The organism is Loktanella sp. R86503 (assembly GCF_042466455.1).
Classification (GTDB): Bacteria; Pseudomonadota; Alphaproteobacteria; order Rhodobacterales; family Rhodobacteraceae; genus Loktanella.
Map to the genome: position 1 here is coordinate 100,333 of NZ_JAXHCI010000001.1, position 16,489 is coordinate 116,821.

General features: G+C 56.3%; 12 protein-coding genes. 8 read left to right on the forward strand and 4 right to left on the reverse strand.

Translation table 11 applies throughout. From position 1 onward, the window contains the following. Nucleotides 1–229 precede the first annotated feature (229 nt). From SJY10_RS00330 to SJY10_RS00340, 3 genes are read left to right on the forward strand one after another with little or no spacing between them, the layout of a single operon-like run. Nucleotides 230–961 carry a sugar transferase gene (locus SJY10_RS00330; RefSeq protein WP_386679040.1) on the forward strand — a complete coding sequence of 244 codons (732 nt, stop codon included), beginning with the start codon at nt 230–232 and terminating at the stop codon, nt 959–961. Next, entirely contained in the window at nt 951–2,468 is a 1,518-nt protein-coding gene (locus SJY10_RS00335; protein ID WP_386679041.1) for an oligosaccharide flippase family protein, read from the forward strand. Before SJY10_RS00330 ends, SJY10_RS00335 begins: the two co-directional genes overlap by 11 nt. Further along, nucleotides 2,465–3,283 carry a methyltransferase, TIGR04325 family gene (locus tag SJY10_RS00340; protein WP_386679042.1) on the forward strand — a complete coding sequence of 273 codons (819 nt, stop codon included), beginning with the start codon at nt 2,465–2,467 and terminating at the stop codon, nt 3,281–3,283. Before SJY10_RS00335 ends, SJY10_RS00340 begins: the two co-directional genes overlap by 4 nt. Before the next feature lie 17 nt (nt 3,284–3,300). Here the strand turns inward: SJY10_RS00340 and SJY10_RS00345 are convergent, their stop codons facing one another. After that, complete coding sequence (locus tag SJY10_RS00345; protein WP_386679043.1) at nt 3,301–4,017, reverse strand: Crp/Fnr family transcriptional regulator; 717 nt, start codon at nt 4,015–4,017, stop codon at nt 3,301–3,303. A 389-nt stretch (nt 4,018–4,406) separates the two neighbouring features. Continuing rightward, the gene (locus tag SJY10_RS00350; RefSeq protein WP_386679044.1) at nt 4,407–5,246 is read right to left on the reverse strand and encodes a 3-keto-5-aminohexanoate cleavage protein; all 840 of its coding nucleotides are present in this window, start codon (nt 5,244–5,246) and stop codon (nt 4,407–4,409) included. 302 nt (nt 5,247–5,548) lie between these two features. On the opposite strand from SJY10_RS00350, the gene SJY10_RS00355 reads away from it, so the two are divergent. The 3 genes from SJY10_RS00355 (at nt 5,549) to SJY10_RS00365 (ending at nt 11,363) form a co-directional block, all read left to right on the forward strand. Further along, complete coding sequence (locus tag SJY10_RS00355; protein ID WP_386679045.1) at nt 5,549–6,703, forward strand: efflux RND transporter periplasmic adaptor subunit; 1,155 nt, start codon at nt 5,549–5,551, stop codon at nt 6,701–6,703. An 88-nt stretch (nt 6,704–6,791) separates the two neighbouring features. Beyond that, the gene (locus SJY10_RS00360; protein WP_386679046.1) at nt 6,792–9,908 is read left to right on the forward strand and encodes an efflux RND transporter permease subunit; all 3,117 of its coding nucleotides are present in this window, start codon (nt 6,792–6,794) and stop codon (nt 9,906–9,908) included. Nucleotides 9,909–10,124: 216 nt separating this feature from the next. Continuing rightward, complete coding sequence (locus SJY10_RS00365) at nt 10,125–11,363, forward strand: PleD family two-component system response regulator (RefSeq protein ID WP_386679047.1); 1,239 nt, start codon at nt 10,125–10,127, stop codon at nt 11,361–11,363. Between the two features lie 158 nt (nt 11,364–11,521). On the opposite strand, the gene SJY10_RS00370 is transcribed toward SJY10_RS00365, so the two are convergent. Both SJY10_RS00370 and SJY10_RS00375 read right to left on the reverse strand, forming a co-directional pair. Then, a complete protein-coding gene (locus SJY10_RS00370; protein ID WP_386679048.1) occupies nt 11,522–12,436 on the reverse strand; it encodes a calcium/sodium antiporter in 915 nt (304 codons plus the stop codon). 203 nt (nt 12,437–12,639) lie between these two features. Then, nucleotides 12,640–13,485: a fumarylacetoacetate hydrolase family protein gene (locus SJY10_RS00375; RefSeq protein ID WP_386679049.1), complete on the reverse strand. Its 846-nt coding sequence runs from the start codon at nt 13,483–13,485 to the stop codon at nt 12,640–12,642. Nucleotides 13,486–13,796: 311 nt separating this feature from the next. On the opposite strand from SJY10_RS00375, the gene SJY10_RS00380 reads away from it, so the two are divergent. Next, on the forward strand, nt 13,797–15,152 hold the full coding sequence (locus SJY10_RS00380) for a glutamine synthetase family protein (protein ID WP_386679050.1): 1,356 nt from the start codon (nt 13,797–13,799) through the stop codon (nt 15,150–15,152). Then, complete coding sequence (locus tag SJY10_RS00385) at nt 15,152–16,456, forward strand: FAD-binding oxidoreductase (RefSeq protein WP_386679051.1); 1,305 nt, start codon at nt 15,152–15,154, stop codon at nt 16,454–16,456. The genes SJY10_RS00380 and SJY10_RS00385 overlap by 1 nt, the downstream gene beginning before the upstream one ends. Nucleotides 16,457–16,489: the final 33 nt, after the last annotated feature.

Consider the following 16,489-nt stretch of genomic DNA (forward strand, 5'->3'; position numbering starts at 1 on the left):
ATAAAGCTGGACATAGTTCAGGTGCCGGATATGGGCAACTTTTCATCTTTTGTGTCGCGGATCCATTTCGAACCGCGCTTATTTCGCCGCACCCCCGTCGTGGTGCTGCAACCTTAGAACGACGATCTACAACAAATACTTAATTTTACGACTGACGGGATAACTGCCACAGCGCCCGGAATTACCCGGATGCATCCCGAAACAGGATTTTGACTTGGGGGAATTACCAGTGTCTACGCATTTAAACCTACGCACAATCATGGCGACGGCAAAGGTCGTCGAAATCCCGCCGCCGCCCGCCCCGCAGCTGGAAGGGTCGCAGCCCGATCTGGCCGGTAGTGACTGGGTAAAGGCCGATCGTAGAAAACGTGCGTTTGACCTGGTTGCCGCCAGCCTTTTGCTTTTGCTGTTTTTGCCGGCAATAGCGGTCATCATGACTGTTTTGGCGATATGTCACCCAGGTCCAATCTTTTTCAGCCATACCCGTATTGGTCGCGATGGTAAGCCATTCAAATGCTTAAAGTTTCGCAGTATGTGCGTAAATGCCGACGACGTACTTGCCGCACATTTAAAGGCCAACCCTGACGATCTGCGCGAATGGGTCCTGACCCAAAAGTTGCGCCATGATCCGCGCATTTTGCCGATTGGATCGTTCTTACGAAAATCCAGCCTGGACGAGCTGCCGCAACTGATTAACGTGCTGATGGGCCATATGAGCCTGGTCGGGCCGCGGCCAATTACAGCCGCTGAAATCGCAAATTACGGTGACAAGTTTTGCCATTATATGTCCGTTCGGCCAGGTGTCAGCGGTCTGTGGCAAATCAGCGGGCGTAGCGATACCAGCTATGACGAACGGGTAACGCTTGATGTGCAATATGCGCGGCACAATTCGATTTGGGGCGATGTAAAGATATTGCTACGCACAGTTGGCGTCGTTTTGCGGGGTCGCGGTGCCTACTGATCGCGCCCCAGCCGGGCAAGGCAGTACCGCAAACTCTGGTCGCAAAACCGCAGGCGATATCGCCGTAACCGTATCCGAACGACTCGTGTCCCAAATCTGCCAACTCGCGGTGTTTGTATTGGCGGCACGATTGCTGGGGCCGGGGGAATTCGGCACTTTTGCAATTGTATCTGCCTGTGCCATTTTGCTGCTACGACTGGCAGAGGCGGGCTGGGCACCCTTTATCATGACGCGGCCGGATCAGGACAATACGCCCTATCAGGTCGTGATGGTTGCATTGCTAAGCGGCAGTGTTTTTGCGGCAATCGGCATGGCAGGGACGGAGGTGGCGAAAATCGCGGGGCTGGCGCCGAATCTTGCGCAGCTTTCCATGCTTTTCTGCCTTTGGATTGCTTTGGCGACAGTTTTTACTGCGCAAAAAGGGGTCCTGATTTGGCGAAATCAAATCACGACTGCTGCTCTGATCGAAATAACAAGCGAGCTTGTTGGCGGTGCAATTACAATCATCAGCCTGTTTCAAGGTGCGGGGTTTTTCGCTCTGATCTATGGGCGGCTTGGCTATCAAGGAGTCGCGCTGTTTCTAAGCTTCAGCGTCACTCGCCGTTTGCCGACTTGGGGCATACCCGCCAAGGTGCGGCAAGAGCTTTGGGCGTTTTCTTTCCAGATTTTGTCATCGCGGATGCTATACAACGTCCGGCTGCATTTCATAACGCTTACCCTTGGCGCTTTTTTGGGCCCGGTTGCCGTGGGCTATTTTCGCGTCGCCGAACGTCTGGTTGGTGCGGCGTTTGAATTGGTCGCAGTGCCGGGACAGCTGTTGGCTTGGACTATGCTAAGACGCGCCCGCGACGCGGGTCCAAGCGAAAAGGCCGCGGAACGTATACAGCAACAAGTCGCCCGGCACCTAAAAGTATTGTTGGCCATCGGGACCCCATTGTTTATTTGGCTAAGTGTCATGCATAGCGAAATTGTCGCTGCCTTGTTGGGACCGGAATGGCAACCTGCGGGCGTTTTGGTCGCTATTCTGGCGCTGTGTCCGGTCCTGATGCTGCCCGGCGTTTTGACCGAACCCTTGCTCTCAATTTGCGGGCAGACGCGGCGGTTGCCCGCGTTTACCGCCATCATTTTTGCAATTTCTGTCGGTGCAACCTGCGTTGCGGCACCGCTGGGGGTTTTACCTCTAGCTTGGACACAATTGCTGGTGAATAGCGCTATTATGGTTCTGACATTCCGGCTTTTCATGCGCCACACCGGCATTCATGTCGTCCAAATTGCAAAATCACTGCAAAGCATTGCTTTGCCGCTGATCCTGGGGTCAGTCATCCTTCTTTTGCTGCAACGCATTCCTATCGGCGCAGACTGGCCTGCGCTTTTGCGCGCGGTGGTCTTCGGACTGGTCAGCGGAGGCGGCTATGTCAGCGCACTTTTGCTGCTGGACCGACCCTTTTGGGATCAGATTGCAAATATTCTTCGCGCTGATCGCGTCTGTCAAGGAACAGCATCATGACGGCATTGGCACCAATTGGAATTGGCAAACGCCTGCGCGCAAAACTGCGTCAAATAAAAGCCTTACCAGAAGCTGCGATCGCACGTCTCTTATCTCGCACACCGCGTGCGCGCCACTTTTCCGGGGCTTATCGCACACGTGCTGCCGCCCAGCAGGCGGTGATCAGGCGTGGCGGCAATGGGTATGACGATGCGGCCATTACGGACGTATCCTATGAATTGATGTGTCAACGTACGGCCTGGGACTATCCGGTCATGTTCTGGCTGCAGCGATTGTTGCCAGAATCTGACGCTTTGATTGATGCGGGTGGGCATTTCGGCACCAAATACATTGCGTTTCGCGATCTTATTGATCTGCGCAAAGTGCGTTGGAATGTTTATGATTTGCCCGCCATTATTCAGGCTGCGCGGCGCAAACAGGGTATGGGGTCCCTGCCGTTAGATATCGTGTTTTATGATGAAGTATCGACACTACCAGCGGCGCAAATTTTGCTTTGTTCTGGTTTGCTGCAATACCAGGATAGTGCGTTTGGCGATTTTGTCGCAGCATTGCCGGCGCGGCCGGACCATATCATTTTGAACAAAGTAGCCCAAAGAGAGGGGCCGGAAACATATACGATCGAGCGGATTGGGTCCGGCTGTGTTCCTTATCGTATACGCGAGCGGCGACAGTTCGAAGCGGAAATCGAGGGTCTTGGATATGATGTCGTAGAGAGTTGGGACATTCCCGATTTGGGCCATGTCATATCCACTCACCCTTGGCTTGGCCGTAGTAATAGCCGGGGATATATCTTGCGGTGCAAAACGTTGCGGTGATGGGTGAAAATTATACGTTAATTTAGCCGCCGTTCCATGTAGGACGATTCGAATTCTGCGAAGTCGTTCAGTAAGTCACGGTCATGAAACTGTACCCGGCCAATCCGGAACGTCAAAAATTTTCGCTCTCTTAAATCACGCAGGACGCGATTCACATGTACCGCGCTCATGCCAAGAATATCTCCCAGATCAGTCTGCGAAAGCGGGCATAAATACCCATTCTTATGCGACAAATTAACCCGATCAAGGCGGGCACCAAGTTCGAGCAAGAAATGGGCAACGCGTTTTGGTGCTTCACGCCGCCCCATACTGACCAATCGCTCTGGCGCAAAAGCCGAGTCAGACATCATGGCCCACATCACCTGAGCCGCAATTTCAGGAGACTTTCCCAAAGCTCGCAAAATGATATCAGCCGGAAGTTTTTGTGCAAAAACCTCTGTAATAGGTTCAACGCGGTATTCATCGTAATTGAACAGAATTTGCCGCATGCCGAGAACATCGCCCGGCAAATTGACGTCAATCACCTGACGGCTTCCGTCGCGCAGCAGCTTATAGGTCATGGTCCAGCCATGCTGGATAATCATAATGGTCTCGTCAGCTCGGCATTCTTCACCAAGGTCGTGACCTACGGCATATTTCTTTCCGATACGCCCCAGCGAATCGAACAGGTCCAATTCCTCTTCTGGAACGGCTCCGCCAAGCCGGCGCAAGAGCGGCGTTCTATCAAAACTCATAATGTGGCTCGCTCCTGAAAAATGGGTCGCTGAGCATGACGATGTGGTAAGAAGATAACGTAATTAAAAAGATCGACTCGCGTATTAATTGTAGCGGGATAACATGCCGGGTGTCAGGCTGGCAAAGCAATTTCATCGTACTGCCCAAAAGTACATGGTTGCGACAAATCTGCGACAACGCAGGCGTAACGCGGTGTATACTGGCTGGCCGCTTCGCTTTTAATTACCGCGAAGGGGATGCGCGATATTCCTTAGGGGCCTGCTTTTTAGAATGGCATCGTAGCGCATAAATTTTCGGACTATGCTTTTGTTAACGTGACACTTTTTCGTTGCGAAACATTTAGTTGCACGACCGGCTAGACAGGCGATATGCGCATTACCATCGCCCTTCAGGCAGTTCTATTGCGCAGGCCTAGTATTTTGCGCGCCTGTTGCCATGTCGCGACCGGTCGTTCGTATTTTGCGCATAGCGCGGCTGCGCGCGTAACCAGCGCAGCGTTGGAAGGCGCGAGCGTTTCTCGATCCAGTCGCACATTGTCCTCTAGACCTGTGCGCAGGTGGCCGCCTGACGAAATAGCCCATTCGTTGAGCACGATTTGGTTTGCGCCAATTCCTGCCGCGCACCAAGGCGCATCGGGCCCAAACAGACGCCGCACCGTTTTGACATAGAAGTCAAATACATCCCGATCAACTGGCATTGCATTCTTAACACCCATGACAAATTGAATATAGGGAACCGCAGCAAACTGGTCGTTTTCGACCATTTGTTTTGCTTTAAAAATGTGCGATAAATCGAAAACTTCGACTTCTGGTTTCACCTCATATTTCAGCATTTCTGCTGCAAGCCAATCGACCAGGGCAGGGGCCGTATCGTAAACGCGGGTTGGAAAGTTGTTGGATCCGACGGCGATCGAGGCCATGTCGGGTGCCAGTGATAGCATGCCGCCACGATCGCGGCCTGCGCCAGAGCGCCCGCCTGTGGACAGCTGGATGATCATGCCGGGGCAGTATTTTTCCAGACCCTCCTTCAACTTGGCATAACGATCTGGATCTACCGTTGGGTTACCGTTTTCGTCGCGGACATGGCAATGGGCAATAGCGGCACCCGCTTCGAAGGATTCCTGTGTACTTTCAATCTGCTGCGCAATTGTAATTGGGACGGCAGGATTGTCTTTTTGGGTTGCGACAGACCCGGTTATCGCGACGCAGATGATGCAAGGGTTGGTCACAAGGCCCACATGTGTTGGAAATTTTGTTCAATCACTGAAGCGATAAATGCTGTAGTTGGCTTATTTGGCAAGCCGTCGCGCGAACCGTTTTCCGTCTGACTAGTATGATTTCGCACTGCTTTTGGACATAACCGGTGCAGGGCCAGGCAAAGGTTATTGCCGCGCCTAAAGCAGCAAACTGGATTGGCAAGGGCGATCTGCCCAAACGTGATGCACAGACCTGCCGCACCTTTCGCTGAATTGATTGCAGAGGCATGGTGTGTTTTCGGGGTTGAACACGTTCGTATGACAAGGTTTTCGTTATGTCCCCGCGCAAGATCTATTCTTCTGTCCTGTTTGCTGCGCTGGTGTTGGTTGGCATGTCGCCGCCACTTGCCGCGCAGGATGGGCGCCCACCAGCTGCTGTAACAGTTCTGACGCTGCAGGCGGAACAAGTCACATTAACGACCACGCTTCCTGGCCGCGTCGCGGCATCTGCGATGGCAGAAGTGCGCCCACAGGTGGCGGGGATCATAACAGAACGTCTATTTACGGAAGGTGCGCCGGTGGCCGAGGGTGACGCGCTTTATCGGATTGATCCGGCCAGTTATGACGCCGCTTTGGCGCAGGCGGATGCGGCGGTGGCGCAAGCGCAAGCGCAACTGGATGCGGCCCGCAAGGCGGCGGCGCGAGCGGACGAGCTGCAATCGCGGAACGTCGCAAGCACGGCGACAAAGGACGATGCCGACGCTGCCCGCGCGAGTGCCGAGGCGAACCTGCAAGCCGCCGAAGCGCAGCGCACCGTGGCCCAAATCGAACGCGACCGCACCACAATCCGGGCGCGCCTGTCAGGGGAAATTGGCTTGTCGGAAACCAGTGCGGGTGCCTTGGTGACGGCCAGCCAGGCGGCACCGCTGGCGGTGATCCGCAATATTGATCCCGTTTATGTCAACGTGACCCAGTCTGCGGCGGATCTTTTGGTCTGGCGCCGCGATCAAGGGGCCGGGCAAATCGACAGTTTTGACCCGACGGTGACTTTGACGCTTGCCGATGGTTCGGCCTTTGATCAGACCGGTAGCCTGACCGCAGCAGAACCAAACGTCGACGAGCAGACCGGGGTCGTGCTGCTGCGAATGGAGTTCGCCAATCCTGATAAACTGCTATTGCCCGGCATGTATGTGCAGGTCGAAGTTCCGACCAGCACATTGGACGATGTTTTTCTGGTGCCGCAGCAAGCTGTTAGCCGCGACCAGAAAGGGCAGGCAACCGTGATGACGGTGGACGCGGAAAATGTGGTGCAGGCCAAGGTCATCAATGTCGTTACCGATCAAGGTGCCAATTGGGTGGTGGATGACGGGCTTGTCGCAGGTGATCGCATTATCATGGCTGGTCTGCAAAAGGTCGCGCCCGGCGCGACCGTCACGCCAACGGAACAGGGTGCTGCCTCCCGGCCTGCGGACGCGGCCCCTGAAAACTGATGCGACCGGCCGCGTTGCCATATTTTCCTTAGACGCGCGTCGTTGTCTGCGGCCCTGCCGAACTTAACAAATCTGCGAAAGATCTCTCATGGCCCGTTTCTTTATCGACCGCCCGATTTTTGCATGGGTCATTGCGCTGTTCATTTCTGGATTGGGCGTTTTGTCGATCCTGTCGCTGCCGGTCGCGCAGTATCCTCAGATCGCGTCGCCTTCTGTCGCGATCCGTGCGGTTTACCCCGGTGCTTCTGCCGAAACGGTCGCCAATACGGTCACGCAGGTGATCGAACAGCAAATGACGGGTCTGGACGGGCTTCGCTATTTTTCGTCCAGCTCTTCCTCTGCGGGCGGGGCAAGTATCACACTTACGTTCGAGACAGGCACAGACCCGGATATCGCGCAGGTGCAGGTGCAAAACAAACTGGCGCAGGCGACGGCCCTGTTGCCAGAGGCCGTACAACGGCAAGGTGTGACGGTCCAAAAATCGTCGTCCGGCTTCTTGATGGTTGTCGCATTAATTTCAGAGGATGGCAGTTATAGCGCGACGGACCTGTCGGATTATCTGTCGTCTAATATGGTCAATGAAATCAGCCGGGTCGAAGGCGTCGGCAGCGTTCAGGTATTCGGATCGCAATATGCCATGCGCATTTGGCTGGACCCTGCCAAATTAGCCGCGTTTAACCTGACACCATCGGATGTTGTAGCGGCTGTTTCAGAAGAAAACGCTCAGATCTCTGCTGGCTCGTTTGGCGCGCTTCCGTCACTAGACGGGCAGCAATTAAACGCCACGATTACCGCGCAATCCTTGCTGCGCACGCCCGAAGATTTCCGGCAGATTGTCATTCGCGCAGGCACTAACGGCGGCCTTGTGCTGCTCAATGATGTCGCCCGGGTCGAGATCGGATCAGAGAATTATTCCACAATTACCCGCTACAACACGTCCAATTCGACGGGCATGGCTATCTCTCTTGCTCCGGGCGCCAACGCGCTTGACACCGCGACCGCCGTCGAAAACCGGCTGGAGGAAATGGCGGGCTTTTTCCCAGACGGGGTCGATTATGTCATCCCCTACGACACGACGCCTTTCGTGCTGATTTCGATTGAGGAAGTGGTCAAGACACTTGTCGAGGCGGTCGTGTTGGTGTTCCTTGTCATGCTGCTGTTCTTGCAGAACCTGCGGGCAACGCTGATCCCGACGTTGGTCGTGCCGGTGGTTCTACTTGGCACTTTTGGTGTGCTGGCGATGTTCGGGTTTTCGATCAACTCGCTGACAATGCTCGCCATGGTCCTGGCCATCGGCTTGCTGGTGGACGACGCGATTGTCGTTGTCGAAAACGTCGAACGGATCATGGAACAAGAAGGCGCAACCCCGCTAGAGGCGACACGCAAGTCCATGGACGAAATCACCGGGGCGCTGATCGGCATCGCGGTGGTTCTGACCGCCGTGTTCGTGCCAATGGCGTTCTTTCCGGGCTCTACAGGCGTGATCTACAAGCAATTTTCCATCACCATCATCTCGGCCATGGTGTTGTCAGTGGTGTTGGCGTTGACGCTGACGCCTGCACTATGCGCAACGCTGCTTAAACCCAAGGGCCACGGTAAAGCGCGCGGTCCGTTTGCATGGTTCAACACCGGGTTTGGCGCGACACTGGCGGGCTATGCGGCCAGCGTGGGCTGGATTGTGCGGCGTCCGTTCCGGATGGGGATCGTCTATATCGCGATCATCGCGGCGACCGTGTTTCTGTTTCTGCGCACGCCGGGGGGGTTCCTGCCCGAAGAAGATCAAGGCATCCTGTTTACGCTGATCCAGACCCCAACCGGTGCCACGGCAGAACGAACGCAGGCCGTACTGGAACAGGCCGAGAATTATTTCCTAGAGCAGGAATCGGACATCGTTGAATCTGTGTTCGGCGTTGTCGGCTTTAGCTTTGGCGGGCAGGGGCAGAACCAAGCGTTGGCCTTTGTGCGATTGAAGGATTGGGAAGAACGAACCGCGCCGGGTCAAAGCGTGCAAGCGTTGGCGGGTCGTGCCTTTGGGGCATTCAGCCAAATTCAGGACGCCATGGTGTTCCCGATTGTGCCACCATCGGTGATCGAACTAGGCAATGCCTCTGGCTTTGACTTCTTCTTGCAGGCGCGCGCCGGCCAGACCCACGAAGAGCTGTTGGCCGCACGTAATCAACTGCTGGGGATGGCGGCGCAAAGCCCGCTGATCGCCTCGGCGCGGCCAAGCGGGCTGGAGGACGCGGCGCAATTCAATCTGGATATCGACTGGCGCAAGGCGGGCGCGATGGGTGTGTCGGCCACGGATGTTGGCGCTTTGCTGACGACCGCTTGGGCGGGGCGTTATGTGAATGACTTCATCGATCGCGGCCGGATCAAGCGCGTCTATGTCCAAGGTGAAGCAGACGCGCGGGCGGCGCCGTCAGACCTCGACAAATGGCGCGTGCGCAATGCTAGCGGCGGGTTGGTGCCGTTTTCGAACTTTGCCGATGCGTCATGGGTCTTTGGGCCACAAGGCGTGAACCGCTACAACGGCATCTCTGCAATGCAGATTCAGGGCTCTCCTGCTCCGGGGGTCAGCACCGGCGAGGCTATCGCGGAAATTGAACGGCTGGTCGGGCAACTGCCTGACGGGTTTGGTGCCGCGTGGACGGGTTTGTCACTGGAAGAACAGGAAAGCGGCAATCAGGCCCCATTGCTTTACGCGCTGTCACTGGCTGCCGTATTCCTTGCGCTGGCCGCGCTTTATGAAAGCTGGTCGATCCCCTTTGCAGTCATGTTTGCCATGCCGATCGGCGTGTTAGGCACATTGCTCGCTGCACGGCTCGGCGGATTTGAGAACGGGGTCTTCTTTCAGGTGGGCCTGCTGACCGTCATCGGTCTGACCGGCAAAAACGCCATCTTGATTGTCGAATTCGCCCGCGAACAGATCGAGGCAGGCACGCCCGTTATTGAGGCGGCGATTGATGCCGCACGGCAGCGGTTCCGGCCTATTATCATGACATCCATGGCCTTCTCGTTGGGGGTTGTGCCGCTGGTGTTAAGCTCTGGCGCAGGGTCGGGCGGACGTCAGGCAATCGGGGCTGGCGTACTGGGAGGCACGATCAGCGCAACCGTTATCGGTGTTTTGCTGGTGCCGCTTTTCTTTGTTATGATTGCGCGGCTGACCGGGGCGGGGCGGCCGTCAAACAAGACCGACGCCTGATCGGGTTTAATATGATCGCGGCCGCTTATGCTGCGGCCGCGATCATGCGTTTCATGCGCAACCAAGGCGATAGCGCCTTATTCAATCACGCATATTTTCATTCAGAGCCATAATTTGGCCGCACCACACGTTCAGGTTGGTCCACGAGGCATGAACAATTCGTCGGCGATTCGGAACTTGGCCGCTTGACCGACGAAGGAAATCGAAAGTGATGTGATGGTACTTGGCTATATTTTTGTCGGCATTGTAGCGGGATTGATCGGCGCAATCACAGCCGCTGTAATGGGCGCGTCGTTCTGGATGGTTAGCGCAGTTTACACCCTGGCCGGCAGCTTTTGCGCCGCCATATTTGCAGGCTTGGAGCTGCTGCACCAAGCCCGTGGCAAGCCGGGAAGATACATCATTCCAGCCGAGGAAACGGATTCTACCCGCCTTAATGGCTTGCCGATCCCCGCAAACCTGCCCGGCCCGGTCATCCGATCCCGCGATATGCGTACGCTTGTCGTAGATGACGATCCGTTCATCCTAGAGTTATTGACTGTCATTGGCGAATCTAACAACGTCGGCGAAATCGTGACCGTCGCCTCGGGCGAGGCTGCCTTGGCGTTGCTTAGCGATCGGCACACCATTTTCGACAATCTGCTATTTGACATCAGCATGCCCGTCATGAATGGCATCGACCTGTGCCGCGCTGTGCGTGAACTGCCCGCCTACCGCGAAACACCGATCACGATGTTGACGGCCATGCGCGACGTGGAACACATGAGCGATGCTTTCCGGGCCGGTGCCGATGACTACGCAACTAAACCTTTTGATGTGGATCAGTTGGTAGAGCGGCTGGAAGCCGCGCAGCAGGACTTTACGGCCAAAGGACGTATGACGAGCCAGAAAGGACGCTCGGGCAACCTGGTGCAGAAGTTTGCATCCAACAGTCTTGCCTTGGCTAACAGCGTAGTACGCGGGACTGCATTGCCGGTGATCGACGCTGCGGCGATGCAGAATTACCTGACCCAACTGCCGCGCAAGGATGTTGCATCCGTGCAAGTGTTCGCGCTGAATATCAACCTGGTTGCGGCCTTTCACGCTGACCCCGCGCCGCAGCGCTGCGCCGCAATGCTTCAGGAAGTTGCCGTCGCTGTTGCCGCCAATCTTGGCGCGACACAGACGGTCATGGCCTTTACAGACGATGGTGATCTGCTTGTTGCCGCAGTGGCAAACACCTTGCCGCAAACCCAAGATCTGGAAGCGGCCGTCAACACCCATGTCACCGCCACCGGATTTGCGGATGTTGCGATCGCCGCACAAGGTCAGTTGATCGCTGTGGGCACCCCGGTCGCATTGCAGGGGGCAAAGGACCAGCGCGCAGCACTGGCTAGCAGCCGAGCAATCCGTTTTGCCGAAAACCGCGCCATGCAAAAGCAAGGTGGCTCGGTCGTCGCCTTTCTGCGCGCCTAAAAACGTCAGGCAAGCAACAAGTTAAAACAGGGCAGGGCGCACTATCGTACGCCCTGCCCAAACACGTAACCCCTGCCGCGGCATCGTGCATCGTAAAGCCGATGCCGCTTAGCACCGTATCAAACCCGGCGGGTTGCCAGATCTAACCCTTGCGCTGCCTACTGTGCAAACCAGACGTAACCAACATAGAGCGCAAGGACAGCGGCTCCCAAAATCCGGCCGACAACGGGGCGTGTCAACAAAAGCACGGTCAGGCCAAGTGTCGCGGCAATCATAACAGGCAGATCGAACACCAGAAAACGATCGGCAACCGGAATGGGCTTGATGATCGCGGTGACGCCAAGAATGCCAAAAATATTAAAGATGTTTGATCCGACAATATTGCCGATGGCTATCTCCGACTGCCGCCGGAAAGCTGCAATAATGGATGTCGCCAGCTCTGGCAGGGATGTGCCGACCGCCACAATCGTCAGCCCGATAAAGGCCTCCGATGCGCCCAAGCTTCGCGCAATAGAGACAGAGCCGTCGACCAGAAACCGTGCGCCGAACATAAGCGCAACCAGTCCGCCCGCCACCCACAGGGTAGATATCGCGACCGATGTGGGGCCTGCGGTGTCGTCATCCTCGGCGGCGGGACCGGGTTGTAGATAGGCCCATGTCAGGTAACCGGCCAAAGCTGCGACTAGACCCAATCCGGGCAAACGCCCAATTTCACCAGTAGCAAATATCGGCACCAGAACAAGTGCCGCTGCAACCATCACCGCCGTATCACGTCGCAAGGTCGCGCCAGAAACACGAATAGGCCAAACCAGACTGGTCAGGCCGACAATCAACAGAATATTTGCAATATTTGATCCGACAATATTGCCGATGGAAATATCCGGCACACCTCGCATCGCGGCCTGGACTGATACCAGAAGCTCTGGTGTTGACGTGCCAAACCCGACAACGGTCAATCCTATCAATAATGACGGAATAGCCATGCGCCGCGCAATGCCGACACTGCCCCGCACAAGCGCCTCACCGCCTAAAAACAGCCCGATCAGGCCGGCGACAACATAGATGTAATCCAAGATTTTCTCCCCAAGCGCCCACGCGGGCGCTGTGGGTAGATGGGAGTGAAAAGGTTACCTGCAAGATCGGCAAAGCTGTACAATGTAAAAATATTCAACGGTGGACAGATCGCATCGTCCCCCTTCTTCTGGTCAAAAATATCCCGGGGGTGTGGGGGCAGCGCCCCCGCGGTGTCGCCAAGCTCCGCGCCGCAAATTGTCGCTTACTTTGCCGCGACGGCTGTCTGCTTTTGCGCGCCCAGACCTTCAACCTCCACTTCCATCACGTCGCCCGGACGTAAAAATCGCTGTGGTTTCATCCCCATACCTACGCCAGACGGCGTGCCCGTGGCGATAATGTCGCCGGGGCGCAGTTCCATGAAACGGGACATATAGCTGACGATTTCACGCACACTAAAGATCATGTCGGACGTATTGGAATCCTGCACCGCGTCGCCGTTCAGTTTCAGCGTAACCCGAAGATTTTGCGGGTCGCCTACCTCGTCTGCCGTGACAAGATAGGGACCGGTGGGGCCGAATGTCGGCGCGGATTTACCCTTGATCCACTGTCCGCCGCGTTCAGTCTGGAAACTGCGCTCTGATACATCGTTAATTGTGCAATAGCCTGCGACGTAATCCAATGCGTCCTCTTCAGCCACATAAAGCGCAGTTCTACCAATAACGACCCCCAGCTCGACCTCCCAGTCGCCTTTCAAGGCGGTGCGGGGAAGGATGACGTCATCATTTGGGCCAGACAGGGCAGAGCTTGCCTTGGAAAAGATGATTGGCTCTGCGGGGGCGTCCATGCCGGCTTCTTTTGCGTGCAAAGTATAATTCAGGCCGATGCAAAAGAAATTTGGTACGGACGACAGACATGACCCGATACGGCCGGGTTCTGCCACCACGGGCAATGTGTCAATGTCGATAGCGCGCAATTTATCCAGCGCGTCCAAGGCGACGGCGGGGCCGGACAGGTCTGGGACATGCGCAGATAAATCACGCACCTGCCCTTTTGAATCCAGAATGCCGGTCTTTTCCAAGCCAGCAGGTCCGAAACGTAGCAACTTCATAGGTCTTCCTTTCTGTCAGCCGCCCCCTGCGGCCTGTCTGAAATCTTGCGTGATTGCAGTACTAACTTTGCCCCTTGGCGATTGGGATGCACCTCACGCGCTTTACGGATGGTTTTCAAGCGCCAAAAGCTTGACGGCGTGGGCGGTTTGGCTGGCGGTTGGAACCCCGAATGCGGAACTGAGCGCCGCGGACCGCGCGTTTTAATGCGCCGCCGGACACAGGCTGTCATGGCCTGCTTGGGCTTCATTGACTTGCGCAAGCTTATGACACTAAATCCATTTTATATCCGCGCAATTTAAAGGCCATTTCCATGGACCACGCCGAGCATTTGCAATGGCTGAACGAACAGACTGACATCGAAAACATTTTTGCCTGTATCTGCGACCTGAATGGCACGCTGCGGGGTAAACGTCTGGACGTCGCGCAGGCGGCGAAGATCCTTGAAGGTTCGGTCCGTATGCCGCTGTCTCTGGCAGGTCTGGATATCTGGGGCGAGGATATCGAGGTGTCGGCGCTTGTGTTCGAAACCGGCGATGCTGACGGTATTTGCCAATACACCGGGCGCGGTATCCTGCCAATAAACTGGACATCGCGGCCTACGGCACTGATTCCGCTGACGCTTTATAACGAAGACGGTCGCCCGTTCATGGGTGATCCCCGCCATGCGCTGGATGCGGTCGTAAAGCGTTATGCTGAAAAAGGTCTGACACCAGTTGTTGCGACAGAGCTTGAATTTTACCTGGTCGATCCGACTGAAACGATACCCCAGCCGCCACTGTCGCCCGTGACCGGTAAGCGTCTGGACAGCGATGGCGCCTTGTCGCTGGACGAGCTGGAGCATTTCGACGAGTTCCTGAACGACGTCTATGCCGCCTGCTATGCCCAGGGTATCCCTGCCGATAGTGCGATTTCGGAAAACGGCGCGGGGCAGTTCGAAATCAACATGCGTCACGTCGGTGATGCCTTGCGCGCGGCCGATGATGCGGTGTTGTTCAAGCGGCTGGTGCGCGGGATCGCCCGCAAACACGGATTCGCCGCAACTTTCATGGCCAAGCCTTACGGCGACCGCGCCGGAAGCGGTTTTCACGTTCACTTCTCGCTTGAGGATGAAAACGGCAACAACGTTTTCGACAACGGCGGCGAAGAGGGCGCGCCGATCATGATGCATGCTGTTGCAGGGCTTCTGCATACGATGCAGGAAAACGCGCTGGTTTTTGCACCGCACGAAAATTCGTTCCGGCGCCTGCTGCCGGGCACGCATGCGCCATCGTCCGTCGCGTGGGGCTATGAAAACCGCACGGTCGCTGTGCGGATTCCGGGCGGCCACCACAAGGCGCGGCGGATCGAACACCGGGTTGCCGGTGCCGATGCGAACCCCTATCTGGTGCTCGCATCCATTCTTGGCGGCGCATTGCTCGGGATCGAAGGCGCGTGGGAGCCGACAAAGGCACTGGTCGGTGACGCCTATGCACAGGAAAAAGAGCTTGCTCACCTGCCACTTGACTGGGCAACCGCCATTCAGGCCTTCAAAAACGGCGCGCATATCCAGTCAATCTATGCGCCGCGTCTGCAGCGTATGCTGGTTGATTGCAAACGGCAGGAACAGCACCGGTTCAACCGGCATGTCACTGAATTTGAATACGATACTTATCTGGAGACGGTGTGATGCAAAATCACCCATACGCCGGGACCGGCGCCCATACGACCAGTTACTACGCGGCTTCTGCAAATCCCTCTCCGGACCGGCCCGCGCTGCAGGGTGATATTCAGGCGGACATCTGTGTCGTGGGCGCGGGCTATTCCGGCCTGTCCACTGCGCTGCATCTAGCGGAAAAGGGCTATTCGGTTGTCGTGATTGAAGGCGCGCGCGTTGGCTGGGGTGCCTCTGGCCGCAATGGCGGGCAGATTGTGAACGGTCTGAATGCATCCCTGCAAACGATCGAACGGCGCTATGGCAAGGACACCGCCACTTTTGTTGCCGGTGTCGTGCAAGAGGGCGGAGAGATCATCCGCCAGCGCGTTGAAAAATACGACATTCAGTGCGACCTTAAGCCGAACAACGTGTTTGTCGGCCTGACCGATGCTCACCTGAAAGAGTTGGAAGCGCGCCAAGCGCTGTGGCGCAGCTATGGTATCGACAATCAGGAAATGCTGGACCGTAACCAGCTGCAAAAGCATGTAAAATCAGATCTTTACAGCGGCGGTTTAATTGATCGCACCGGCGGTCACATGCACCCGCTGAACTTGGCTTTGGGCGAGGCTGCCGCGATCGAAAGCCTTGGCGGCAAAGTTTACGAGATGTCGCCGATCCTGTCCGCTGATACCGAAGCCGCGCAGCCTGTCGTTAAAACGGCGCAAGGCTCTGTAACTTGTAAAACGCTGGTCCTGTGCGGCAATGCCTATCTGGGTCATGCCGTCCCGGATCTGGAACCGCGGGTGATGCCTGTGTCTACGCAGGTCATGGCGACAGAACCGCTGGACCCCGCACTCGCCGCAGAGCTGATGCCTGGCGACGATTGCATCGAGGATATCCGTTATATTCTTGATTACTATCGCCTTTCTGCCGACAAGCGTATGCTGTTCGGCGGCGGCACAGTTTACGGCGGAGCCGATCCTGCAGATATCGAAGCCAAGCTGCGGCGCAACATGGACAAGGTCTTTCCCCGGCTGAAAGGCGTCAAGATTGACTATGCTTGGTCGGGTAACTTTGCATTGTCCTTTAGCCGCGTGCCGCAGATGGGGCGCCTTGGGCAAAACACCTATTACGCCCACGGCTATTCCGGTCACGGCGTCACCGGCTCGCATCTTTTCGGTCGCATCCTAAGTGAGGCAATCGACGGCGATCTGTCGCGGTTTGATGTTTTTGCCGATTTGAAATGGTACCCCTTCCCAGGCGGGCGGGCGCTGCGCGTGCCTTATTCGGTTATGGGCAGCTGGTATTACGGGCTGCGCGACAAGCTGGGCCTTTAACATCGACAAGTCCTGCGACCCGCCAGCGCGGCC

Excerpts from the sequence above, each read along its gene's own strand:
- SJY10_RS00340 (WP_386679042.1), top strand. The coding sequence starts at position 2,465 with ATGACGGCATTGGCACCAATTGGAATTGGCAAACGCCTGCGCGCAAAA.
- SJY10_RS00345 (WP_386679043.1), bottom strand. The coding sequence starts at position 4,017 with ATGAGTTTTGATAGAACGCCGCTCTTGCGCCGGCTTGGCGGAGCCGTT.
- SJY10_RS00355 (WP_386679045.1), top strand. The coding sequence starts at position 5,549 with ATGTCCCCGCGCAAGATCTATTCTTCTGTCCTGTTTGCTGCGCTGGTG.
- SJY10_RS00360 (WP_386679046.1), top strand. The coding sequence starts at position 6,792 with ATGGCCCGTTTCTTTATCGACCGCCCGATTTTTGCATGGGTCATTGCG.
- SJY10_RS00365 (WP_386679047.1), top strand. The coding sequence starts at position 10,125 with ATGGTACTTGGCTATATTTTTGTCGGCATTGTAGCGGGATTGATCGGC.
- SJY10_RS00375 (WP_386679049.1), bottom strand. The coding sequence starts at position 13,485 with ATGAAGTTGCTACGTTTCGGACCTGCTGGCTTGGAAAAGACCGGCATT.
- SJY10_RS00380 (WP_386679050.1), top strand. The coding sequence starts at position 13,797 with ATGGACCACGCCGAGCATTTGCAATGGCTGAACGAACAGACTGACATC.
- SJY10_RS00385 (WP_386679051.1), top strand. The coding sequence starts at position 15,152 with ATGCAAAATCACCCATACGCCGGGACCGGCGCCCATACGACCAGTTAC.